The sequence below is a fragment of the Parapedobacter koreensis genome, from assembly GCF_900109365.1.
GTDB classification, from domain to species: Bacteria; Bacteroidota; Bacteroidia; order Sphingobacteriales; family Sphingobacteriaceae; genus Parapedobacter; species Parapedobacter koreensis.
In genome coordinates this window covers 427,205-450,442 of record NZ_FNZR01000002.1, presented here as the reverse complement: position 1 = coordinate 450,442, position 23,238 = coordinate 427,205, and the positions used below count along the sequence as shown (strand labels likewise).

General features: G+C 50.9%; 18 protein-coding genes and 1 tRNA gene. 7 read left to right on the top strand and 12 right to left on the bottom strand.

The features are described 5' to 3' along the window. Both BMW65_RS06150 and BMW65_RS06145 read left to right on the top strand, forming a co-directional pair. Complete coding sequence (locus BMW65_RS06150; protein ID WP_090603650.1) at positions 1-780, top strand: GLPGLI family protein; 780 nt, start codon at positions 1-3, stop codon at positions 778-780. Between the two features lie 112 nt (positions 781-892). After that, entirely contained in the window at positions 893-2,203 is a 1,311-nt protein-coding gene (locus BMW65_RS06145; RefSeq protein ID WP_090604280.1) for a PQQ-dependent sugar dehydrogenase, read from the top strand. Between the two features lie 107 nt (positions 2,204-2,310). On the opposite strand, the gene BMW65_RS06140 is transcribed toward BMW65_RS06145, so the two are convergent. The 8 genes from BMW65_RS06140 to BMW65_RS06105 all read right to left on the bottom strand — a co-directional run bounded on the left by BMW65_RS06140 (position 2,311) and on the right by BMW65_RS06105 (position 11,379). Continuing rightward, on the bottom strand, positions 2,311-3,801 hold the full coding sequence (locus BMW65_RS06140; RefSeq protein ID WP_090603648.1) for an NADH-quinone oxidoreductase subunit N: 1,491 nt from the start codon (positions 3,799-3,801) through the stop codon (positions 2,311-2,313). Positions 3,802-3,814: 13 nt separating this feature from the next. Further along, positions 3,815-5,419, bottom strand: a complete 1,605-nt coding sequence (locus BMW65_RS06135) for a complex I subunit 4 family protein (RefSeq protein ID WP_090603646.1) — start codon at positions 5,417-5,419, stop codon at positions 3,815-3,817. After that, complete coding sequence (gene nuoL, locus BMW65_RS06130; RefSeq protein ID WP_090603644.1) at positions 5,416-7,461, bottom strand: NADH-quinone oxidoreductase subunit L; 2,046 nt, start codon at positions 7,459-7,461, stop codon at positions 5,416-5,418. The genes BMW65_RS06135 and nuoL overlap by 4 nt, the downstream gene beginning before the upstream one ends. A gap of 12 nt (positions 7,462-7,473) precedes the next feature. Beyond that, entirely contained in the window at positions 7,474-7,779 is a 306-nt protein-coding gene (gene nuoK, locus BMW65_RS06125; RefSeq protein WP_090603641.1) for an NADH-quinone oxidoreductase subunit NuoK, read from the bottom strand. Beyond that, on the bottom strand, positions 7,776-8,318 hold the full coding sequence (locus BMW65_RS06120) for an NADH-quinone oxidoreductase subunit J family protein (RefSeq protein WP_090603640.1): 543 nt from the start codon (positions 8,316-8,318) through the stop codon (positions 7,776-7,778). The genes nuoK and BMW65_RS06120 overlap by 4 nt, the downstream gene beginning before the upstream one ends. A 6-nt stretch (positions 8,319-8,324) precedes the next feature. Continuing rightward, a complete protein-coding gene (locus BMW65_RS06115) occupies positions 8,325-8,885 on the bottom strand; it encodes a 4Fe-4S binding protein (RefSeq protein ID WP_090603638.1) in 561 nt (186 codons plus the stop codon). Between the two features lie 20 nt (positions 8,886-8,905). Next, complete coding sequence (gene nuoH / locus BMW65_RS06110; protein ID WP_090603636.1) at positions 8,906-9,982, bottom strand: NADH-quinone oxidoreductase subunit NuoH; 1,077 nt, start codon at positions 9,980-9,982, stop codon at positions 8,906-8,908. 110 nt (positions 9,983-10,092) lie between these two features. Beyond that, complete coding sequence (locus BMW65_RS06105) at positions 10,093-11,379, bottom strand: citrate synthase (protein WP_090603634.1); 1,287 nt, start codon at positions 11,377-11,379, stop codon at positions 10,093-10,095. Between the two features lie 160 nt (positions 11,380-11,539). On the opposite strand from BMW65_RS06105, the gene BMW65_RS06100 reads away from it, so the two are divergent. Continuing rightward, positions 11,540-11,905, top strand: a complete 366-nt coding sequence (locus BMW65_RS06100; protein WP_090603632.1) for a BlaI/MecI/CopY family transcriptional regulator — start codon at positions 11,540-11,542, stop codon at positions 11,903-11,905. Positions 11,906-11,907: 2 nt separating this feature from the next. Continuing rightward, positions 11,908-13,521 (top strand): M56 family metallopeptidase, encoded by a 1,614-nt coding sequence (locus tag BMW65_RS24755; RefSeq protein ID WP_090603630.1) that lies wholly within the window; start codon positions 11,908-11,910, stop codon positions 13,519-13,521. Between the two features lie 8 nt (positions 13,522-13,529). Here BMW65_RS24755 and pth read toward each other — a convergent pair whose 3' ends face one another. The 4 genes from pth to BMW65_RS06075 form a co-directional block, all read right to left on the bottom strand. Then, positions 13,530-14,096, bottom strand: a complete 567-nt coding sequence (pth, locus tag BMW65_RS06090) for an aminoacyl-tRNA hydrolase (RefSeq protein ID WP_090603628.1) — start codon at positions 14,094-14,096, stop codon at positions 13,530-13,532. Between the two features lie 90 nt (positions 14,097-14,186). Continuing rightward, positions 14,187-14,777, bottom strand: a complete 591-nt coding sequence (locus BMW65_RS06085; RefSeq protein WP_090603626.1) for a 50S ribosomal protein L25/general stress protein Ctc — start codon at positions 14,775-14,777, stop codon at positions 14,187-14,189. A 70-nt stretch (positions 14,778-14,847) separates the two neighbouring features. Next, entirely contained in the window at positions 14,848-15,792 is a 945-nt protein-coding gene (locus tag BMW65_RS06080) for a ribose-phosphate pyrophosphokinase (RefSeq protein WP_090603624.1), read from the bottom strand. A gap of 218 nt (positions 15,793-16,010) precedes the next feature. Next, positions 16,011-16,081: transfer RNA gene (locus BMW65_RS06075), tRNA-Gln, on the bottom strand. 204 nt (positions 16,082-16,285) lie between these two features. On the opposite strand from BMW65_RS06075, the gene BMW65_RS06070 reads away from it, so the two are divergent. The 3 genes from BMW65_RS06070 (at position 16,286) to BMW65_RS06060 (ending at position 23,164) form a co-directional block, all read left to right on the top strand. Beyond that, positions 16,286-19,315, top strand: a complete 3,030-nt coding sequence (locus tag BMW65_RS06070; protein WP_090603622.1) for a glycosyltransferase family 117 protein — start codon at positions 16,286-16,288, stop codon at positions 19,313-19,315. 9 nt (positions 19,316-19,324) lie between these two features. Continuing rightward, positions 19,325-20,017, top strand: coding sequence for a helix-turn-helix transcriptional regulator (locus tag BMW65_RS06065; RefSeq protein WP_090603620.1), 693 nt, complete (start codon positions 19,325-19,327; stop codon positions 20,015-20,017). Positions 20,018-20,146: 129 nt separating this feature from the next. Further along, positions 20,147-23,164, top strand: coding sequence for a protein O-mannosyl-transferase family (locus BMW65_RS06060; protein ID WP_090603618.1), 3,018 nt, complete (start codon positions 20,147-20,149; stop codon positions 23,162-23,164). Positions 23,165-23,238 lie beyond the last annotated feature (74 nt).

Sequence of the window (23,238 nt, the reverse complement as noted above, 5' to 3'; positions counted from 1 at the left end):
ATGAAAACGAAGATAGTTCACCTGTTATCCTGTTTATTTACGTTGATGGTCGCCTCCCAACCGCTGCGGGCGCAGTATGCCCGCTTTGTCGAGAGCGGTGTCGTCGAATTTGAAAAACGGGTAAATATGTACGCGAAGATCAAAAACCAGATAGGCGGCAATTCATTTATGGAGCAGGCTTTTGAGCAATACCAGAAAGCCAATCCGCAATTCAAATCATTCAAATACAGCCTGGCATTTGGCCAAGGGAAGACGCGGTTTTGGCCCCATGCGGCCCCGGGCAGCAATACCGGTTTTTTTGGCAGCGATCCATCCGTCGATATGGGAAATACCATTTTTACCGATTTGTTGACGGGACAAAGTACCAGCCAGAAAAGTATTTACGAGGAGACGTACTTGATTACGGACAGCACGAGGCGCATCCAATGGCGGCTCACCAATGAGACCCGTGAGATTGCCGGTTATGAATGCCGGCGTGCCAATGCGCTTGTGCTCGATTCGGTTTACGTCGTCGCGTTTTATACCGACCAGATTCCGGTGGCAGGAGGTCCGGAATCATTTACTGGTTTACCCGGCCTGATTCTGGGCGTAGCATTGCCCTACGAGAATACGACCTATTTCGCCACCAAAGTGGAGGACAGGCCAGTGACAGCCAAGGAACTGGAAATGCCAAAAAAGGGCAAAGCCTTGAATTACCGCGAGTTGCGTACGCAGTTGGAAGCTAGCTTGAAAAACTGGGGCGATCGTGCACAGGCTATCCTGAAAGCCATACTACTGTAATCGCCGCCTCACCATATGCCGTGTCAAATCCACAATGGATGATGACAAACATTTGCGACAGCCAGTTGTTGGCTTTCGTGTAATCGGGTCATTGGATTTAGTCACGGACATTATGGAATCACGAAGATCAATAGCCACATTTTGCAAATATTCGATTTTAGGGGTATCCGCATTGATTTATGCAACATCGCATTTGTATGCCCAAGCGGTTGTCGAGTATGGAAAGGACGTAAACTTACCAGCACCGATGGCTACGCCATCCGAAACCAAGCTGTCCAAGGTGGTCGGTTGGCCGGAAGGGAAGACACCCACTGCTCCGGAAGGATACAAGGTTGTCAGGTTTGTTGAGGGTCTGAACAGCCCCCGGTGGATCTATGAGGCACCGAATGGTGATATTTTCGTTTCGGAGGCGCGCACAGTGAAGCGTGGCGTAGATCGCATCAAGGATTTGGTCAGCGGAAAAGCTCGGTCGCAAAATGAAAACCTGGAAGTGAGCTCCCACCAAATCATCCTTTTCCGGGATACCGATGGCGATGCCAAGCCGGATGTGCAGCGCGTGTATCTGGATGGCCTCAACCAGCCCTTCGGCATGCTGGTATTGGGCAGCCACTTCTACGTGGCCAATACGGATGGACTGTGGCGATTTCCTTACGATCCGGCAGCATTGAGCATTGTTGCGGAGGGAGAAAAGCTACTGGATTTACCGGCGGGTGGATACAACAACCATTGGACGCGCAACATCATTGCCAATGCAGACGGGAGTAAGATTTATATATCAGTCGGTTCGGGCAGCAATGTCGGCGAAAATGGCATGGAGCATGAGGTACGGCGGGCCAATATCCTGGAGGTTAATCCCGACGGCACCGGTGAGCATGTTTTTGCATCCGGCCTCCGAAACCCTGTAGGAATGGATTGGGAGCCGCAAACGGGAGCCCTGTGGACGGCCGTCAACGAGCGGGATGAACTGGGCGATGCGCTGGTGCCGGATTACATAACCGCCGTGCAGGAGGGTGGCTTTTACGGGTGGCCCTTCGCCTATTGGGGGTCGCATCCCGATCCGAACTGGAAAGGGGAGCGTAAGGAACTGATTGAAAAGAGCATAGTACCGGATTATGCCCTGGGCTCGCACACCGCATCCCTTGGGCTGGCCTTCAGCAAGCATAAAGGATTCCGGCCGGGGGCTTACATCGGCCAGCATGGCTCATGGAACCGGTCGGCGCTTGTGGGCTACAAGATCTTGTATGTGCCTTTTGAAAACGGCAAGCCCACCGGGATGCCGGAGGATTTCCTCTCGGGCTTTATTGCTGACACGGAAAAAGGTGAAGTATATGGCCGTCCCGTAGGGGTGACGTTTACGAAGCGAGGTTACCTATTGGTGGCAGATGATGCCGCAAATACCATTTGGGCGGTAGTACCGGACTAACAGCGGTTCACTGTTTAAGTAAGACCAACTGCCGCAGCTTTCGGTTCCATCTTCAAGATGCCTGTTTACGGGTTGTAAATCAGTAATAGCGTGCGTGCGATATCGGTTTAGAATAGATCCACCAACCAGCCCGGGAAAATACCCAGCAACAGTACAGCCGCCGTAATCAGGGTGGCTAGCACCACGACATAGGTACGCGCAGGTCTGATTTCCCTGGCGTCCTCCGATGTTCGCAGGAATGCATTCAGCGGCACTTTGAAGTAGTAAAACAGCGAAAGGACTGTAGTAAGCGCACCAACAATGAGCAGCAGCACCATGCCCGTATTGCCAGTGAGCTGCCAGTTGCTGAATACCGCGCTGAATACAAATAGCTTGGCGATGAATCCAGCGGTAGGGGGTAAACCGGTGAGGGATATCAGCAGGATGACGAAGCTGACGAAGGCTGTGGGTAGGGTTTTGCCCAGCCCGCGGTACTCGCTCACATTGGTGGCACCGGTACGTGCTTCAATATAATCGGCGAGTATGAATACGCCCATGTTCATCAGTGCATATACAGCAAGGTAAAACAAGAGTATAGCATATTCGCCAGATGAATAGGCCAACACCGCCATCATGAGGAAGCCGGTATGGCCAATGGATGAGTAGGCCATCATCCGCTTCACGTTGGTCTGGCGGAGTGCGGCGAGGTTGCCGAGCAGCATGGTGGCTATGGCGGATACCAGCACAAGCGTCTGCACGTATTGGAAGGCGGCACTATCGGCGGGCCAAGCATACATGATACGCGACAACAAAGCGATCCCGGCGATTTTTGGTGCAGTGGAGAGGAAGGCCGTCACCGGTGTAGGTGCACCTTGGTATACATCGGGTGTCCAAAAATGGAAGGGCACAAATGATAGCTTGAAGCCGATGCCCGTGAAGACGAACAGCAGCGCCGTGGCGGTAAGCAATGGCGCGGTACCCGCCAATCCGCGGATATGTGCGGCGGATGTAAAATCAAGGTCACCCGTGAAACCGTACAGGAACGACAGGCCGTATAGCATCACGGCCGAGCATACGGAGCCAAACAGCACGTACTTCATGGCGGCTTCGGTCTGCCGTGCTTCGTTCGAGAGGTATCCCACCATGAGGTAGGAACCGATGGACACCATTTCAATGGCCACAAAGACCATCAGCCAGTTCGTGGCCATTCCCATGAGGTTGAGCCCGATGTGCACAGCGAGCAGGATGCTGTATAGATCGGATGTCTTCTTACGATGTGCATTGAATCCGGGATTTGCCTTTACAAACAGCACGAATAGCAAGCAAACGGCTGAGGTAAGGATGCGGACGTACTGGCCGAGGGCATCCATCGTTGCCATCCCAAATAGCAGATCATCTACCGTGGGCAATGCGAGTTGCAATGCGCCGTATATCCCAGTGAGTACAATCCCTGCGGTGGTGACCACATATGAGCCGTTCCGCCAATGGTGATCAACGAACAGCCCGGACGCTATGGTCGCAAGGAACGCCACGGCCAAAACCAATTCGGGCAGCAGCATGGGAAGGCCGGCGAGTATATGATCTAGCTTATCGGTGATATGGGGCAGCAATTCGGTCATTGTACGCACATTGTTAGTTCCCTGTCACTAATTCTACCAACGCCAGCACGGAGGCATTGATGTTGTCCAATGCTAAGGCCGGGTATATCCCCAATAGGAATGCCAACGCGAGCATAGGTACCATGATGAGCGTTTCGCGGGGAGAAGCGTCGGAGAGGGCTGCTGCCCACTCCACCCCCCCCTTGAGGCGGGGCTGTCCGAAAAACATCCGTTGCAGTGTCCAGAGGAAATATGCGGCGCTTAGCAGGATACCCACTGAGCCGCTGATGGCCATCCACCGTGGCAGTAGACCATGTATGCTCTCGGCATTGAAAGCCCCGATGATGACGAAAGCTTCCCCAATGAATGCCGAAAATCCGGGTAGACCCAGGGATGCAAAAAATGCGATAGCCACGAATACCGTAAACCGGGGCATCAAGCTTGCCAGTCCCCGGAAATGGTAGATGTCACGGTCATGCACCCGATCGTATAACATGCCCACGAGGAAAAACAGCGCGGCCGACAGGAAGCCGTGGCTGATCATCTGGAATACCGCCCCTGCAGTACCCGCCGCGGTGAGGGAAGCTATGCCGAGCAACACAAAGCCCATGTGGGATACAGACGAATAGGCGATCATGCGTTTCAGATCACGCTGGGCAAGGGCTACCAATGCTCCATAGGTGATGGACACGACGCCGATGAGCCCGAGCCACCATGCCGATTGCAGCGCCGCATCGGGAAAAATGCTGAGGCAAACCCGTAAGATGCCGTATCCGCCGATTTTGAGCAGGATCCCCGCAAGGATGATGGATACGGGGGTAGGGGCCTCCACGTGCGCATCCGGCAGCCACGTATGCAGCGGTACGATGGGTACCTTAATGGCAAAGGCGATGAACAGGACGATAAAGCCCAGCAGCCGGGCCGGCATGCCGAACAGTTCCCGCTGGGCGATCGCTGAAAACAGCGAATCGGGGACGTAATTGGCCGCATCCATCATGTGCAGCATGTTGAACGTGTGCGCGCCGGTTTCGGGATTGATTACCGAAAAATAAAGCCCCACGATGATAAGGAGCATAAACACCGAACCAAACAGGGTATACAGGAAAAATTTGATGGCTGCATATTCGCGCCGCGCCCCACCCCAGATGCCGATGAGGAAATACAAGGGAAGCAACATCAACTCGTAGAAGATGTAAAACAGGAAAAAATCCAGGGCGGAGAAGACCCCCATCACGGCCATGTCGAGTACCATGAGCAGGATGAAATAGCCTTTTACACGCTTTTGCACATGCCATGATGCCCCGATGGCAATGAGCATCACCAGCGATGTAAGAAAAAGAAAAGGCATGGAGAGGCCATCTACCCCAATGAAATAATCGATTTCCAATCGGCCGAGGCTTCCCATGTCCAGCCGTATCCAAGGTACATGGTCTACAAACTGGTACAGCCGTTCGTCGGTGATGCCTGCTCCCTTTGGATGGAAGAGGTGGTACATCGCCCCGCTCAGCACCAGCTGCAGCAGTCCCGTGGTGAGCGCCATGTACTTATAGGCAGCCTTTTTGGCCGATGGCACAAGCAACATCGACGTGGCAGCGGCCAATGGCAAAAATATCAGTATGGTCAATAAATGCGGGTTCATGCTTGTGCGAATATATGATAAAGCAAAATCACCAAAACAATAAAAAATACCAGGGCAACGTATTGCTGCACCCGGCCGGTCTGCGATCGCCGCAGCACATGGCCAGCCCCCCAGGCGAGGTTACCCACCAAACGGATGAGGCCATCCACAAGGTGGTAGTCTATCCATGCGGCTATACCGGCAAGGGATCGCCCAGCCGTAGCCATGCCGTTTATGGCACCGTCCACAACGTGGTGATCTATCCACAACAACAAGAGTGACAGTTTTAGCAACGGGCGGACAATGATGGCATCATACAGCTCATTCAGGTAGCCCTGGCGCTCCGATAGGCGGTACAATACACCCTTTGTCCTGATTGGGTAGTGTCCGTTGACATACCAGCGCCAAGCAAGGGTAGCCATGACCAGCGTCGCCGCCGTAGCCAGGGCAGGCACGAGGATGTGCAGCGGCCGGAGGGGCGGCAACGTAGGTGCCTCAGCGACAAGCCCGTGCAGCAGCCACACCTGGCCATCGTTCAGCGGATGGAATGTGAATATGGGGAAGAGCGAGCAAAAGGCGAGGAACGCCATCGGGGCCAGCATCCAGCGCGATGCCTCATGTATGTGGATGTCGTTATTGGCCAATACGGACGGGCGGGCGAAAAATACCTTGGCCAACAGACGGAAAATGTAAAAGCTGGTCAATATGCTCACGATGACCAGCACCAAAGGAATGGCAATGGCCGCTTCTCCATGTAAGGCTGCCCATTCGAAAGCATGGACAAGCAAGGCATCCTTGGAAAGGTAACCTGCGGTAAACGGGAATCCCGCCAGCGCGAGTGAGGCGATGAGCATGGTGGTGAATGTCAGGGGCATATGCCTACGCAGCCCGCCCATGTGGCGGATGTCCTGCGGGTCGATATCCAGCTGGTGCTTTTCCTTGGCATGCTGCATCCCGTGGATGATGGCCCCTGCCGAAAGGAATAGCAAGCATTTGAAGAAGGCATGGGTGACCAGGTGGAACAATGCTACGTGGTACATACCGATACCGATGCCAACCATCATGAACCCCAGTTGCGAGATGGTGGAGAAGGCCAATATTTTTTTAATGTCGTATTGGGCGAGCGCAAAGTAAGCAGCAGCAAAGGCCGTGACGGTGCCCGTGGTGGTAATGACCAACAGCGTGGTATCATCGAAGATCGGAAATACACGGGCGAGCAGGAATACACCTGCGGCGACCATGGTGGCGGCGTGGATGAGTGACGACACCGATGTAGGCCCTTCCATGGCATCAGGCAGCCACACGTGCAAGGGAAACTGTGCCGATTTGGCCATCGTGCCAAGGAAAAAAGCAAGCCCTGCCACGGTGAGCCAGCCGGAAGTGATGGTGCCTTCTGCGGCAATGGCTGGTGTGTCTGCCCCCATCGGTGCTGTAAGCAGCCCCTGCGGACCGAAAAGCGCCTGGATGTCCAACGTGCCAAAGCTACTGTGCAGGATGGCAATGCCGAGAAGGAAACCGATGTCGCCGATACGGTTGACGATAAATGCTTTTTTGTTGGCCTGGACGGCCGCATCCCGGGTATACCAAAAGCCGATGAGCAGGTAGGAGGCGAAGCCCACAAGCTCCCAGCAAATGTACATGAGCAACAGGTTGTCAGCTACCACCAGGCCAAGCATGGCAAAGCAGAACAAGCTGAGGTAAGCCCAGTAGCGGTGGATGCCGGGGTCGCCCCTCATGTAGGCGATGGAGTAGCAGTGCACAGGCAAAGCAATAAGGCAAACCAGTACCAGCATCAATACCGCCATGTTGTCCAATAATAGCCCCACATGGAAGGCGTGGCGGCCAATGGTAAACCAATGCCATTGGATGTGGATGGGGGTATTCCCCCACACTTGCGTGAATGCATATCCCGCAGCCAACAAACTCAGTGAAATGGCAACAATGGAAATCGTTCCATGCTTGGCTTTTTTACCCAATACGGCAGTTAATAAAAAGGCAGCGAAAGGCAACAATACCGCCGATAAGGCAGCCAATAGCGGATATGTCAGCGTGTATGCAGGCAATGTTGTCTTTCTTTAATCTTTTAAGTTGCTGATATCTTCGGGGTTAACCGATTTGTAAAATTTGTACACATTCAGGATGATGGCCAATGCAACAGCTACGGCCGCAGCGGCCAGCACGATAGCAAAAAGCGCAAAGACCTGCCCACCGTAGAGCGATTTGTCGTAGCGGCCGAAGGCCACAAGGTTTACGATTGCGGCATTGATCATCAGTTCGATGCCCACCAGTACCAATAGGGCGTTGCGGCGGGACAATACGGCATATAAACCTGTTGAAAACAGGCATGCGCCGACAACAAGAAAATGCGTAAGTGTAATCATGGCGTCTCCTCCTTCCGGGTCAGGTGTGCGGCGCCGATCAAGGCCATCATCAATAGCACGGATACCACTTCAAACGGCAGCAGGTATTGCGTCATGATCTGCAGGCCGATTTGTTCGACCGTATTGTCTGTGGGGTGGATGGCCGTGCCCGCCATTTTGGAAGCTGTTATCCAAGCCGGTTCGTCAGTACCCCCTTGTATGGCCGTATAGACCAGTATAGCGAGGAATGAAGCGGCGATGAGCAGTGCCTGCCACACCGGAAGCGCAAAGAAGTGGGACGTGCCGCTGTGGAGCTGCTGGAGCAGTTCCTTGTTGGAAAGCATAAACGCAAACAGCAGCAACACCAATACGCCACCCACATAAATCAGGATCTGCGTGATCGCTACGAAGTCGGCCAAAGCAAATAGGTACAATCCAGCGACCGAAAAGAGTACGATAAAAAAGAGGAACAGTGCGCGCGCGATGTTGCGCATGCTGACCAACAGGAGGGCCGAACCAACGGCCGTAGTCGCAAAGCCGTAAAATACAATTGTTTCCATAGGTGGTTATTTGGTCTTTGCCGCCTCCTTTTCAGCTTGGAATTGCGTCCATTCCCGTTTTTTTTCTTCGACCTCTTCGGGAGTCATTTCCGCAAAGGCGTAGGTCAGTTGCGCAAGGTTGGTCATGCTGCGGTCGTATTGGTCGGTCATGGTGATGCATTCCGTGGGGCATACCACGGTACATAAGCCACAGTACATGCATTTGGCCATGTCGATATCAAATTTGGCGGCATATAAGCGTTTGACGCTGCCATCGGAAGTTTTGCCGATGACGCCCGTGGCTTTGACCGATTCAATGGTAATGCAATCCACAGGGCAGGCCTTGGCACATAAATCACAGACAATACAATCGTCTATTTCGACATCCAGTTGGTAGCGTGCCACCTCAGGAATAGGCATTTTTTCCTTGGGGAATTGTACGGTGGTAATCCCCTCCTGGTTGCCAAAGTAGTCTGCCTTGCGCACATCCAGTACCTTGCGCGACCTGCGGGCACCGAAAAGGTGGGCAAGGGTGATGGCCAATCCCTTCGCTGCGGTAATGAACGCTTGTAAGGCTGTCTTAAACATTTTTTTCGTTATCCTATTTATCAACCACCGATTACCCATACCCGCCAGATGCCCGAAAGCGCCATGCATAAGAACGCCAACGGCGTGAGCACTTTCCAGCAAAGCGCCATGAGCTGGTCGGCACGCAGGCGGGGCAACGTCCACCGTATCCATACCTGTATGCCCACGATAAGCAGTGTCTTGGACAGTGTCCACAAAATTCCCCACGCCAGTCCCGTGGTCCAATCGGCCAACTTCACCACCCCGATGTTGGGCAGCGGCGTATTCCACCCGCCGAGGAAGACCACGACGCCGATCATGGCCACCAGAAACATCATGGCGTATTCCGCGAGAAAGACAAACGCAAAGCGCAGTCCGCCATATTCGGTATGGAATCCCCCCACCAATTCGGATTCGGCTTCGGGAATGTCAAACGGTGCACGGTTGCATTCCGCAAGCGAGGCGATGAAAAAAATGACGTAAGCCAGCAGGAGGTGCGGCGCTTGGAATACGTTCCAAGCCAGTATGCCGCCAATATCGCTGACATCCCATAAGCCGAGAAACAGCAGGGTGTCTTCCGTACCGATGCCCTGGTTGCGCGTGATTTCTTGCATGTCGAGTGTTTGCGCAACCATGACCGCCGCAATCAGTGCGATGCCCGCGGGGATTTCATAGGAGACAATCTGTGCTACGGCCCGCATGGATCCGAGCAGTGAAAACTTGTTGTTCGAGCCCCACCCGGCCATCAAGAGGCCGATCGCATCAATTGAAATGATGGCAATGGCATAAAAAAGCCCCAGGTGAAGTGCTGCGGGAGCGATACCCGGTGCCCATGGCATCACCGCAAAACCAAGGAAAACAGCCACAAAAATGACGACGGGGGCCACGCCAAACAGTATCTTGTCTGCCGCCGAGGGGGTGATGAATTCCTTTTGGATGAGCTTGAGGATGTCGGCAAAGGTTTGTAACGTACCGTATTTGCCCGTTTCCATCGGGCCAAGCCGATCTTGGACAAAGCCCGCTATCTTACGCTCGCTGTATACCGCAAATAAGGTAAAGAGGGCAATGAACCCAAATAAAGCAATAGCGACAATAATATATGTAATGTAGAAAACCACGTTGTTTTACACGCTAAAAACATCGTGCAAACATAAGGAATTTATTTTGAATGATTCTAAGAGTGAGGCCCCGGCAAGCATGATAAATCTGTCGGGGCTTCAAAACTGGATTATCGTTGATCCAGCGGCACGTAGTCCCTTGTCGTGCTGCCGGTATATATCTGCCGGGGGCGACCGATAGGCTCCTTGTTGGCTTTCATTTCTTTCCATTGTGCAATCCAGCCGGGTAACCTGCCCAAAGCAAATAGCACGGTAAACATGTCGGTGGGGAAGCCCAGTGCCCGATAGATGATGCCAGAGTAGAAGTCTACGTTGGGGTAAAGCTTGCGATCGACGAAGTATTGGTCTTTCAATGCCGCCTCTTCGAGTTCTTTGGCAATGTTCAGTACAGGATCATTGATGCCTAGTTTTTCCAGCACTTCATCGCACGCTTCCTTGATGATTTTGGCACGGGGGTCAAAATTCTTGTATACGCGGTGGCCGAAACCCATTAGGCGGAACGGATCGTTCTTGTCCTTGGCCTTCGCCAACCATTTTGCGCTGTTTCCACCATCATTCTTGATGTTTTCAAGCATTTCAATGACCGCCTGGTTGGCCCCGCCGTGCAATGGCCCCCAAAGCGCAGAGATGCCTGCCGATATCGACGCGTAGAGGTTGGCATTGGATGAACCAACAATGCGGACGGTGGATGTAGAACAGTTTTGCTCATGATCCGCATGCAGGATCAGCAACTTGTGCATGGCACTCACTATTGATTTATCGATGGAAATGTCTTCAGTAATTTGCCCAAACGTCATGTTCAGGAAATTGTGCACATAATTAAGTTCATTGCGGGGATAAATCACCGGATGCCCAAGCGATTTCTTATAAATCCATGACACAATGGTCGGCATTTTGGCCAACAGCTTAATGATGGTCAGGTTTTCTTCTTCTTCGCTGGGGTTCGGGTTGAGTGATTCGGGATAAAAGGCGGACAGTGCGCCTACCAAGCAAGACAACTGCCCCATGGGATGCGACTTTGATGGAAAACCATCAAAGAATTTTTTCATGTCTTCATGGATGAGTGTGTGGCGGCTGATTTTCTTCCTGAAATCCAGCAGGGTTTCTGAAGAAGGCAGTTCGCCGTATATCAGTAAGTAAGCTACTTCCAAAAATGTTGATTGTTCAGCCAATTGTTCAATCGGATACCCGCGGTAACGGAGAATACCTACCTCGCCATCCAAAAAAGTAATGGCACTTTTGGTAGCACCGGTATTCTTGTATCCCGGGTCAACGGTGATTGCTCCCGATACATCGCGAAGTTTGGATATATCGATACCTTGCTCATTTTCTGTGCCCGTAATAACAGGCAGTTCATAAGATTTTCCGTTTAATGATATTGAAGCTGTTTCTGACATAATCGAGTTGGATGAATTGCAAATGTAATGAAATTGAGAAAATATAAAAGCGTTTAAACAGATTATTTGATGCCATAGTAATGTTAAATTAATGTAACAGCTTGGAAGGATTTGTAGTTCTACGTTATTTTCGTATTTTTACGTCATAAACGTAAGTCCAATGGAAAAACTGACCATACAAGAAGAGGAAGCCATGCAATTAATTTGGCGAAACAATGGCGGATTCGTCAAGGAATTGTTGGATAGCATGCCTGGTGAAAAGGTGCCGTACACCACGCTGGCCTCTACAATCAAAAATTTGCAGCGCAAGGGCTATGTAAAGGCGGTAAGGTATGCCAATGCTTATCGGTATGAGCCGATGGTCGGGGAGGAAGATTACAAGAAGGTGTTCATGAACGGGTTTGTGAGTGATTACTTTAAAAACTCCTATAAGGAACTGGTTAGTTTTTTTGCCAAGGAGGAAAAAATCAGCACCGATGAGCTGGATGAAATCATCAAGATGATCAAAGAAGAAAAAAGCGAGTAACCATGCCTGATATCGTCTTATACCTCCTGAAAGCCAATCTTTCCATCGTCCTGTTTTATTTGGTATACAGGTGGCTGTTGCGCAAGCTTACGTTTTATCACCTCAACCGATTCTATCTGCTGTTCGCATTGTTTTTTGCCGCCGGCTATCCGTTGGTGGATGTGGAGGCCTGGTTGTCCACTACACAACGCAAACTACCGGAAGGAATCGGATATGTCATGCCGGACTGGCGGCAATTGCCTGCCGATACATTCAGCTTGTGGCCTTTTGTTGTTGCAGTCATCTGGGCAGGAATGGCTTACTGTCTGTTCAGGCTGCTTGTCCGTTTGGTGAGCCTTTGGCACATCCACCGTAAGTCGCAGCCCGCGATGTGGCGGGTTTTTCGGTATCGACAGCTATTCGACAATGTAATACCTTTTTCTTTCTGGCGGAATATCTACCTCAATGTGCATAATCATGAAGAGGGAGAGTTGAATGGTATCTTTGAACACGAGCAAATCCATGTGAATGAGTTGCACACCGTGGATATCTTGGTGGCCGAATTATGCGGTGTGCTGTGCTGGTTTAATCCCGGTGTCTGGTTGATTCGCCATGCTATCCACGAAAACCTTGAATTTATTACAGACAGCAGGGTGTTGCAAAGCGGCATCGATAAAAAAATATACCAGTACAGCCTGCTGAAAGTCGGCGAATATGCCCGCACTCACCCCTCGGTCGCCAACGGGTTCAATTTGAAGAACCTGAAACAGCGCATCATCATGATGAACAAAAGGCGGTCATCCAACTTACAGTTGGGCAAATATGTATTTGCGATTCCCGCAATTGCGGTTTTTGTACTGGTTTTTACGGTTACGAGAGCAAGAGACGAGCAGCAACTGCATCAGGATCCCCTGGTCATTGGGTGGGATTCTCATACCAAAGCGGATGAAAAGCCGCTCTACATATTGGATGGCAAACCAATCGATGAGAATAGGTTGCGGAGCGTAACGCCGGAAAGCATCGAAAGCATTTCTGTCCTCAAAGATGCGTCAGAGACTGCAATATACGGCAGTCGGGGCGCCCACGGTGTCATCCTCATTACGACCAAAAAAGAAATGAACGATAAGCCAACATTGGTGAAGGCAGTAGACAGGCCAATGAAACCCGAGGGCACCGCCATTACGAAAGTCCGTATCACCGGTTATGGTCAAAAAAGGGATCCACTTTACCTCTTGGATGGCGAACCCATAGCGCAAAAGAAATTTAAGGGATTGGATCCGATGCGCATTGAAAGCATAAACGTGCTTAAAGAGACATCAGCCACAGCCATGTATGGCAGCCGGGGAGCCAATGGTGCAATCCAAATTAAGACCAAAAAACAAGCGGATTACTCGGTAGCAAATCCGGCTGATTCCAGTAATCTTGCAGTTGTTATCAGGAGACAGTCCAAGGGCGACGGGCACAACGTGCCGTTAATCATTGTCGATGGAGAAGAACAAACGTCTGATGCACTCGGTAAACTTTCTTCGGATGATATAGACGGCATACGCGTATGGAAAGATAAAGCCGCTACGGACAAATATGGAGAGAAAGGAGCCAACGGCGTGATTGAAATCACGACAAAGGACAGGCAATAGTTGCCGCTTTATTTGTTGAATTGCGTCATGGTGAGTTCGACACCCACATGGACGAAGCTGTTCACCATCTGTACGGAACGTTCGATGAGGCTGGGTAGCTCCGGTAATTCATCACCGTCAAACCCGCTGAGCACGTAATCGACCTGCCTGCCTTTCGGGAAATTGTCGCCTATGCCAAACCGTAACCGTGGATAGCCCTGCCCGCCGCATAAGGCTTCGATGCTTTTCAGCCCATTATGCCCGGCACTGCTGCCCTTGGATCGGAGCCGTATCTTGCCGAATGGCAAAGCCAGATCGTCTACGATCACCAAGATGTCTTCCAGCGGAATTTTCAGCTCGTGCATCCAGTAGTTGACGGCTTTGCCGCTCAAATTCATGTACGTGGTTGGTTTGATGAGGTACACACTGCTGCCGCGCTGGCGGTATTCCGTATAAAAAGCATGCCGTAGGGTAGAGAAGGTGGTCCCGGCTTGTTTGGCAAGCTCATCGGCCACCATGAACCCGATGTTATGCCGGGTATCGGCATACTCCTGGCCGATGTTGCCAAGCCCCACGATCAACTGTTTTTTTGCCATGTTTAAGCACAATTCGTAATGGACTGCAAAAAAAAGCACCAGCTTAAACGGCTGATGCTTTTTGTCTGTTCACGGATTAGCGTGATAATGTTATTTTTTCTTGTCAGCCTTAGCCGCCTCTTGTTCGGCTTGACGTAACGCACGTGACATAACTACGGATACAATGGTATCATCGCCGTTATTAAGTATCCGTGCATTTTTCAATTGGATTTCATCCACGCGGACAGACTTGCCCACTTCCAGGCTTTCTATGCTCACTTCGATGTATTGCGGTAAGTCCTTAGGAAGCGCTTTTACGCGTAGCTTACGGAGTTTTTGAATCAATTTACCACCCATTTTTACGCCGGGGGATGTGCCGGTAAGCTTGATGGGAACTTCCAATGCAACTTCTTTTTTGTCATTTAATTCCAGGAAATCCACGTGGCGAATCTTATCCGTCAATGGATGGAATTGTGCGTCTTGTACGACGGCTTGGAATTTTTGGCCTTCGACGTCCAAATCGATGAATTGAATATCCGGCGTATAGATTGCCGGCTTCAAATCAGTTGCGGATACGGAAAAGTGGTATTGTTTGTCACCACCATAGAGCACTGCGGGTACTTTACCAGCGTAGCGTAGCTCTTTCGCATCTCTTTTCCCTACGTTCTTTCTTAAAGAACCGCTAATAGCAATTGATTTCATTTTGAATCTAAATTATAAATAAAATTAAGGCCGCAAAGGTATGCAAATTATTCGATAATTAAAAGTACCATTATTCTACTTTGAATAGATCGCTGATGGAACCATGCTCATTGACGTTCTTGATGGCTTCTGCAAACAAGTTAGCGGTAGAAAGGACCTTAATTTTGGGACTGGGATGTTTCAATGGGATGGTATCGGTGACAATGAGTTCGGTAAGCGCAGAATTTTCAATGGTCTCGTAGGCCTTGCCGGACAATACGGGATGGGTACATACTGCCCGCACGCTTGTCGCTCCGTTTTCCATAATGAGTGAAGCGGCCTTGGATAAGGTGCCGGCAGTATCGCAGATATCGTCAATAAGGACAATGTCTTGCCCGGTGACGTCGCCGATGATAGACATGGATTCGATTTCGTTGGCCCGTTTGCGCTGCTTATCGCAGATGACCACCTCGGCATTGAAAAACTTGGCAAACGTACGCGCACGGTACGAGCCGCCCATATCAGGAGAGGCAATGGTCAGGTTCGGCAAGTTGAGCGATTTGATATGTGGTACAAAGATGACCGAGGCATCCAGGTGGTCGACGGGAATGTCAAAGAAGCCTTGTATCTGGGCCGCATGGAGATCCATGGTCATGATGCGGTGCGCACCGGCGGCGGTGATGAGGTTGGCAATCATCTTGGCACCAATGGCTACACGAGGTTTGTCTTTGCGATCCTGCCGGGCAAAACCAAAGTAAGGCACCACGGCCGTGATGTAGTGCGCAGACGCCCGTTTGGCCGCATCAATCATCAATAGCAATTCGAACAGGTGGTCCGTGGGTTGGTTGGTAGACTGGATAAGAAATACGTCGCATCCACGGACAGACTCATTATAAAACGGCTGGATTTCGCCGTCGCTGAAGCATGAGACGGTCATTTTGCCAAGATCTTTGCCATAAGACAGGGCAATTTTATGGGCTAATTCCGTGGATCCGGAACCGGAAAAAAGTTTTACCGGATTGAATTGCAAGGGCATGGTCTTACTGTTGTTTTGTGGGTTAGCAAATAGACTGGGATATTGTGATGTTTCACTGTAAGGCTAAGATAAAAATTGTTTCCACAACTTTCCTATTTTTTTTCAAAACAATTTATTCACAGATAAACCGTTTAACCAATACGGTGTGCTGCTATTGTATTAAAACAAATATCCGTTAAAAAATTACGGATTGCCGAAAGACAATCCGTAATTTCTTGTTGCCCGACCAGGATTCGAACCTAGACAAACAGAACCAAAATCTGTCGTACTACCATTATACTATCGGGCAATCCGAGTTTTGTTTTGCCACCCTTGCGAATGGGACTGCAAATATAGGGCGACAAAACAATTATTGCAAAAATATTTTATTTTTTGCTGCAAGGGCCTGATAGTATGCCTAATGTGTTAAAAATCCAAATATTATGTTTGTGTTACCATACTATTCTTTATTTTCGGGGCGTGATTTTATAATGAACCATACGCACAATACTTTATGAACTACAATAGGATCAACAATATTATAGGCTGGTTATGCGGATTGCTGGCGACCACGGTGTATATATTCACGGCGGAGCGCACGGCAAGCTTTTGGGATACGGGCGAGTTTATTGCATCAGCTTATAAGATGCAGATTGTGCACCAGCCGGGAGCCCCCCTGTTTCTGATGTTGCAGAACGTATTTTCCAACCTGGCCTTCGGCGATCCCGGGCGCATTGCGTTTTGGATGAACGTGGGTTCGGCGGTATCCAGCGGATTGACGATTGTCTTTCTTTTTTGGAGCATTACGGCACTGGCTAAGAAAGTGGTATGGAAGGTGGGGGCCGAACTCGCCGAAGGCGGATTGTTCCAAATCATGGGTGCCGGGGCGGTGGGTGCTTTGGCGTACACCTTTTCAGACACCTTCTGGTTTTCAGCGGTTGAATCTGAAGTATATGCCATGTCTTCCCTCTGCACGGCAGTGGTCTTCTGGGCAATCCTGAAATGGGAGGCGCATGCGGATGATGCAGGAGCGGACAAATGGCTTCTTTTTATCGCCTATATAATGGGGTTGTCCATCGGTGTGCACCTCTTGAACCTGTTGGCCATCCCCGCCGTCGCGTTGGTCGTCTATTTCCGCCGTGCGCAGCAGGCCACCAGCAGTGGTGCAATTAAGGCGCTGCTGATTGGTTTTGTGGTGGTGGCCGTGGTGCTCTGGGGGGTTATCCAATACCTCATCAAATTTGCGGCCTACTTTGACCTGTTTTTTGTGAATACGCTGGGCATGGGCTTCGGTTCGGGCGTGGTGGTGTTTGCATTGCTGCTCATTGGTGGTACCGTTTATGGTATATGGTACTCGATACAAAAAGCGAAGCCCTTGCTTAATATGATTCTGCTGGCATTTGCCTTTATTGTCTTCGGTTATAGCTCCTTCGCGATGATCCTCATCCGGGCCAAAGCAAACCCGACGTTGAATAATAGCGATCCGGACAACGCATTCGCTTTCCTGAGTTACCTTAACCGCGAACAATACGGTGATAATCCGCTTTTTAAGGGCCCTTATTTTGATTCACGGCCCGTGGATATCAATTATGGAAGTAATATCTATCGGCAAGGAGCGGAGAAGTATGAGGTGGCCGGCCAGAATTTCGACTATGTGTTTGACCGGGAGACCGTTTTTCCAAGGATATACAGCTACCGGGAACCGGCTCACCAACAGTATTACCGCAGCTACCTTAACCTGGGTGAAAGCCAGCAACCTACGTTTGGCGACAACTTGCGCTTTTTCTTTAGCTATCAGGTAGGCCATATGTATGGGCGGTATTTCCTTTGGAACTTCGTGGGCCGCCAGAATGATCAGCAGGGGCATGGTGATCTCACCACGGGCAACTGGATTAGTGGCATCAAGTTTATTGACGAGTTGCACGTGGGTGGGCAAGACGCGCTTCCCCAATCGCAAATCACCGATCCTTCTTATAATAAGTTTTATTTCCTGCCCTTGATTTTGGGATTGATTGGTGCACTCTGGCACTTCAAGCGTCGCCAGCGGGATGCAGGCGTTGTGGGGCTGTTGTTTTTCATGACAGGCTTGGCCATCGTATTGTACCTCAACCAGACGCCATTGCAGCCCCGTGAGCGGGATTATGCTTACGCAGGGTCTTTCTATGCCTTTGCTATCTGGATTGGGCTGGGCGTGATGGGTATCAACGATTGGCTGGTGAAAAAACTCAATGCGCGGACAGCGGGAATCGCAGCGGCGGCGATCGGCCTGCTAGCCGGCCCGGTAATTTTGGCTAAGGATGGATGGAATGATCACGATCGCTCCCAAAAATTCCTGGCCCGGGATATTGCCAAGGACTACCTGGAGTCCTGCGCTCCAAACGCTATCTTATTTACCTATGGTGATAACGATACCTACCCGTTGTGGTACGCCCAAGAAGTAGAAAAAGTACGACCGGATGTACGGGTGGTCAATCTGAGCTTGTTAAGTGCCGATTGGTATGTACGGCAGATGAAGGATAAAGTGAACGAGGCGGAGCCATTGCCCATCAACATTCCGGATGAAAAATATGAAAAAGGGGTGCGGGATGTCATCTACTTTCAGGACGCTAAAATCCCCGGATCGGTGGAGTTGAAAAATATCGTCGCGCTGATGCTTTCCGATAATCCCAACGACAAGCGGCAAATCCAGGGCGAGGAACCCGAAAATTTCCTGCCGACAAAGAATTTACAACTGAGCATCAACAAAGCGGACGTCATCAAGCACCAAGTAGTCCCTGAGCAATGGCAGGATAGCATTGTCGACGCCCTACGGTGGACATATAATCGTAATTACGTATCCCGTGCCGAATTGGCTATCATGGATATTCTCGTGAATAACAACTGGGAGCGGCCTATCTATTTTGCAACTACCGTACCGAGTGAAAATTTCATGGGCTTGGACAATTACCTGGTGTCCGAAGGATTTGCACTCCGGTTGATGCCCATCAATATGGAACAGAATACCTCACAAGGGCTGGTCAATGCAGATGCCGTGTATGATCACGTTATGAACAAGTATACATGGGGCAATATCCGCAATTCGCCATACATCGATCCAGAGTCATACCGCATGATCAGCTTGATATTGAACAATATCTATGCTGCCCCCGCGGAGGCTTTCATTGCTGAAGGCAGGGTGGAAGAAGCCAAAAAACTGCTGAATAATGCCTTGGAGATCATGCCGGAACGGATTTACCGAATCATGGATGTGTACAGCTACTCCTTTATTGTAGATAACCTGTATGCGGTAGGGGAGACCGATAAGGCCAATGCATTGATGGAGCGTGGTATCGGCTATCTGGAGGAACAACTTCGCTATTTTGCCGCTATCACCGAAACGAAACCCAACCTGGAGATGCAAAATATCCAATACTGCATGTTTACGTTGAATCGGTTTGCCGAATCGGCCAAGGAACATGGCCAGGAGGAGTTGGCGGCGCGTGTCTCCAACATTTTCGGGCAGTATGAAGCCCGGTTCTTCGGCGGAGGGATACCGTCGAACTAAGGCGTTGCTATGAATAGGATCGATCGGTTGTTTGGTATGCTCACCCTGTTGCAATCGCGCCGATACGTGACCGGGGATCAGCTTGCGGAAAAATTCGCTATCAGCATCCGTACCGTGTACCGCGACGTTAAAGCGCTAAACGAGCAGGGGATCCCTGTAGGCTTTGAGCCGAACAAGGGATATTTTGTCGTGGAGGGATATTTCCTGCGCCCGGTGTCGTTTAACCTGGAGGAAGCCAATGCGCTGTTGCTCATGGAGAATCTGCTGGCGGGATTTGCCGATAAATCCATCCAAAAACATTATTCCAATGCGCTGAATAAGGTAAAGGCCGTCATGCGGGATTCCCAACGGGAAAAGCTGGAGTACTTGGTCAGCAATACGGGCTTCCAGCTTCCCCGCGACTTGAAGGGCCACGATTATGAACACCTGTCGGCGTTGCAGGAGGCAATCGTCTCCAAAACCATACTCGAAATCCGTTATTGCAAGGGGGATGGGGAGGAAAGCGGCAGGCGTATCGAGCCTGTTGGCTTGATATTCTATGCATTGAACTGGCACGTCATTGGCTGGTGCTACCTGCGGAAGGATTACCGTGATTTCCGGGTATCCCGGATTGTGAGCCTGCGCAATACGGGCCTGCCTTTTGAGCAGGCAAACCATCCGCCTATCACAGAGTTTATGAAACAATTGCCGGTCGACTACTGAATCCGGTCCACCGGGTCTCGGTGTTAAAAAATGTTAAATCCGGTTTGGACAAGCACGGTATAAACACTTATCGCCTAACTTTAGGCAGTAATTACAGTCAAGTGTTGAATACCCACGAACCGGACAAACATGAACTACCAAAAAACCAATAACCTTATCGGTTGGCTATGTGCGGCGATAGCCACAGCCACTTACGCATTGACCATGGAAGCGACCACCAGTTGGTGGGATCCCGGGGAGTTCATTGCGGCTGCCTATCGCATGCAGGTAGTGCACCAGCCCGGTGCACCACTGTTCCTGATGTTGCAAAACGTATTTTCGAACCTTGCGCTGGGCAACCCGCAGCGTGTGGCTTACTGGATGAATTTCGGGTCGGCATTATCCAGCGGGCTGACCATCTTGTTCTTGTTTTGGACCATCACTGCCCTGGTGCGGAAAATCGTGTGGAAAAGCGGGGAAACCCTCACGTCCATGGCGTTGCTGCAAATCATGGGTGCAGGCGTGGTGGGTGCGATGGCTTATACGTTTTCGGATACGTTCTGGTTTTCCGCAGTCGAGTCGGAAGTCTATGCCATGTCTTCATTATGTACGGCGGTGGTCTTCTGGGCCATCTTCAAATGGGAAGCGCGGGCTGATGAGCCGGGCGGTGACAGATGGCTCGTATTCATCGCGTACATCATGGGGCTATCCATTGGTGTGCATTTGCTCAACCTGCTGGCCATACCAGCGTTGGCGTTGGTGGTTTATTTCCGCAGGGCATCCAGGGCGACGGCGGGGGGCATAGCCAAGTCCTTATTAATTGGCTGCGCACTGCTGGGGGTAATCTTATGGGGTGTCATTCAATACCTTGTCAAATTTGCTGCCCATGCAGATTTATTTTTTGTGAATACATTGGGAATGGGGTTTGGGACAGGGGCAGCGGTTTTCGTCCTTGCGTTGGTGGGTGGTATCGGCTACGGTATCCGGTATTCCATCCGTAGGGTAAAGCCCCTGCTCAATATGGTGCTGGTTTGCCTGAGCTTCGTCATCTTTGGATACGGTTCGTTTGCCATGGTACTTATCCGGGCAAAGGCCAATCCCTCATTGAACAATAGCCAGCCGGATGATGCTTTTTCGTTCCTGTGGTACCTGAATAGGGGGCAATTTGGTAGCGAACCGTTGGTAAACGGCCCATACTTCGATGCTAACGCCGTCGATATCAAGCAGGGAGCCGACATATACCGGAAGGGCGGGCACAAGTACGAGGTGGCGGGGAAAGATCTTTCGTATATATATGACCGCACCACTTTATTCCCCCGTATCTACAGCGATCGCGACTTCCATCCCCAGGCATACCGTGCTTGGCTGGGCTTGGGAGAGCAAGAGCAACCGACATTTGCGGATAACTTCAAGTTCCTGGCCAACTACCAGCTCAACCACATGTATTGGCGGTATTTCATGTGGAATTTTGCAGGAAGGCAAAACGATAGGCAGCCGCTTTTCGAGAACTATACAGAAGGCAATTGGATAAGCGGCATCAAGGCCATCGATCAATGGCGGCTTGGCGGGCAGGATGCATTGCCGGAGGCGATGCGTATCGATCCTTCACGGAATACGTTTTATTTCCTTCCCTTGCTGCTTGGCATCGTTGGATTGGTGTGGCACCTGAGACGCCACCGCAGGGACATGGCAGTGGTGGGGCTGCTGTTTTTTTTCACGGGACTGGCGATTGTCCTTTACCTCAACCAAAGTCCGCTGCAACCCCGTGAACGGGACTATGCCTATGCCGGGTCGTTTTATGCCTTTGCAATATGGATAGGTATGGGAGTGGCCGGGCTTGCAGACGCTTTGAAAAAGCGTTGGAACCAGCGTATTGCCATACCGGTTGCCGTGGTATCTGGGTTATTCATGGCCCCCATCCTGATGGGAGCGGAGGGATGGGATGATCATGACCGTTCGCAGAAATTCATGGCACGTGATATGGCCCGTAATTACTTGGAGTCGTGTGCGCCAAACGCCATTTTATTTACTTATATCGACAATGATTCGTTTCCTCTTTGGTATCTGCAGGAGGTGGAAGGTGTGCGGCCGGATGTCCGTGTGGTCAACCTCAGCTTATTGGGGATGGACTGGCAGGTGCGGCAGATGAAGAAGCCCGTCAATAGCGCCGGGGCGCTGCCGATTACCATGACGGACGGACAATTCGTCAAGGGGCAGCGTGATGTGTTGTATTACCATGACTACGGTATTAAGGATTCCGTGGAGCTGGAGACGTTGCTGGCCTTACTACTGTCTGACAACCCTTCCGATCAGCTGGAATATTCAAATGGATCGCGACGGAATTTCCTGCCCACCAAGCGGTTTAAGCTGACGGTGGATAAGGAGCAGATAGCCAAAAACCAAGTGGTTCCCGAAAAGTGGCACGATGACATCGTCGATACGATGGTGTGGACATATAACCAAGAATTTGTAACCCGCGCTGAGTTGACGATGATGGATGTCTTGGTACACAACCAGTGGAAGCGCCCGATATATTTTGCGTTTTCCGTGCCGGAAAGCCAACGGCTTGGGCTCGATGATTACTTAGTGTCCGAAGGGTTTGCATTGCGATTGATGCCGGTGAACGCCCGGAAAGAAGGGGGTAGCGGCGAACGGTTGGTAAATACCGACGCCATGTACGGCAACCTCATGCAAAAATATGCTTGGGGCAATATGAAGGAGGCGACCTATCTTGACCCGACGTCGTATACCTTGGTGGGCCAATCAGTCAAGGTGTTTTCAGATACGGCGGAGATGCTCATTGCCGAAGGGAGGAAGGATGCAGCTAAAGATATCGTCAACCGCGCCGTTGACGTATTGCCTGATCGAACACATTTGGTGGAGCTGGCTGCACACTATCCGATATTGGCCGATCAATTATACGACGTGGGCGAAATGGCGAAGGCTAACACATTGTTGGAACGCAATGTGGCGTTCTTGGACGGGCAGTTGGCTTATTATGCCGCTATTGCCGAGACCAAGCCCAATGTTGAAGGTATGGCTATCCGCGATAGCATGGTGGCGTTGCAGCAGTTTGCGCTGGTGGCAGAAGCACACGGGCAACGAAAGCAGCACGAGGCAGCCACAGCCTTGTTTGATCGATATAGCCAGGTGTTTTTCGGGGAATGATAATGATGGATATGACGGTAGACAAAAAAGCGCAGCTAATCGGATTTGTGTTGCGTATATCGCTAATATTTGCC

Excerpts from the sequence above, each read along its gene's own strand:
- BMW65_RS06150 (WP_090603650.1), top strand. The coding sequence starts at position 1 with ATGAAAACGAAGATAGTTCACCTGTTATCCTGTTTATTTACGTTGATG.
- BMW65_RS06145 (WP_090604280.1), top strand. The coding sequence starts at position 893 with ATGGAATCACGAAGATCAATAGCCACATTTTGCAAATATTCGATTTTA.
- BMW65_RS06140 (WP_090603648.1), bottom strand. The coding sequence starts at position 3,801 with ATGACCGAATTGCTGCCCCATATCACCGATAAGCTAGATCATATACTC.
- BMW65_RS06135 (WP_090603646.1), bottom strand. The coding sequence starts at position 5,419 with ATGAACCCGCATTTATTGACCATACTGATATTTTTGCCATTGGCCGCT.
- nuoK (WP_090603641.1), bottom strand. The coding sequence starts at position 7,779 with ATGATTACACTTACGCATTTTCTTGTTGTCGGCGCATGCCTGTTTTCA.
- BMW65_RS06120 (WP_090603640.1), bottom strand. The coding sequence starts at position 8,318 with ATGGAAACAATTGTATTTTACGGCTTTGCGACTACGGCCGTTGGTTCG.
- BMW65_RS06115 (WP_090603638.1), bottom strand. The coding sequence starts at position 8,885 with ATGTTTAAGACAGCCTTACAAGCGTTCATTACCGCAGCGAAGGGATTG.
- BMW65_RS06105 (WP_090603634.1), bottom strand. The coding sequence starts at position 11,379 with ATGTCAGAAACAGCTTCAATATCATTAAACGGAAAATCTTATGAACTG.
- BMW65_RS06100 (WP_090603632.1), top strand. The coding sequence starts at position 11,540 with ATGGAAAAACTGACCATACAAGAAGAGGAAGCCATGCAATTAATTTGG.
- BMW65_RS24755 (WP_090603630.1), top strand. The coding sequence starts at position 11,908 with ATGCCTGATATCGTCTTATACCTCCTGAAAGCCAATCTTTCCATCGTC.
- pth (WP_090603628.1), bottom strand. The coding sequence starts at position 14,096 with ATGGCAAAAAAACAGTTGATCGTGGGGCTTGGCAACATCGGCCAGGAG.
- BMW65_RS06085 (WP_090603626.1), bottom strand. The coding sequence starts at position 14,777 with ATGAAATCAATTGCTATTAGCGGTTCTTTAAGAAAGAACGTAGGGAAA.
- BMW65_RS06080 (WP_090603624.1), bottom strand. The coding sequence starts at position 15,792 with ATGCCCTTGCAATTCAATCCGGTAAAACTTTTTTCCGGTTCCGGATCC.
- BMW65_RS06070 (WP_090603622.1), top strand. The coding sequence starts at position 16,286 with ATGAACTACAATAGGATCAACAATATTATAGGCTGGTTATGCGGATTG.
- BMW65_RS06065 (WP_090603620.1), top strand. The coding sequence starts at position 19,325 with ATGAATAGGATCGATCGGTTGTTTGGTATGCTCACCCTGTTGCAATCG.
- BMW65_RS06060 (WP_090603618.1), top strand. The coding sequence starts at position 20,147 with ATGAACTACCAAAAAACCAATAACCTTATCGGTTGGCTATGTGCGGCG.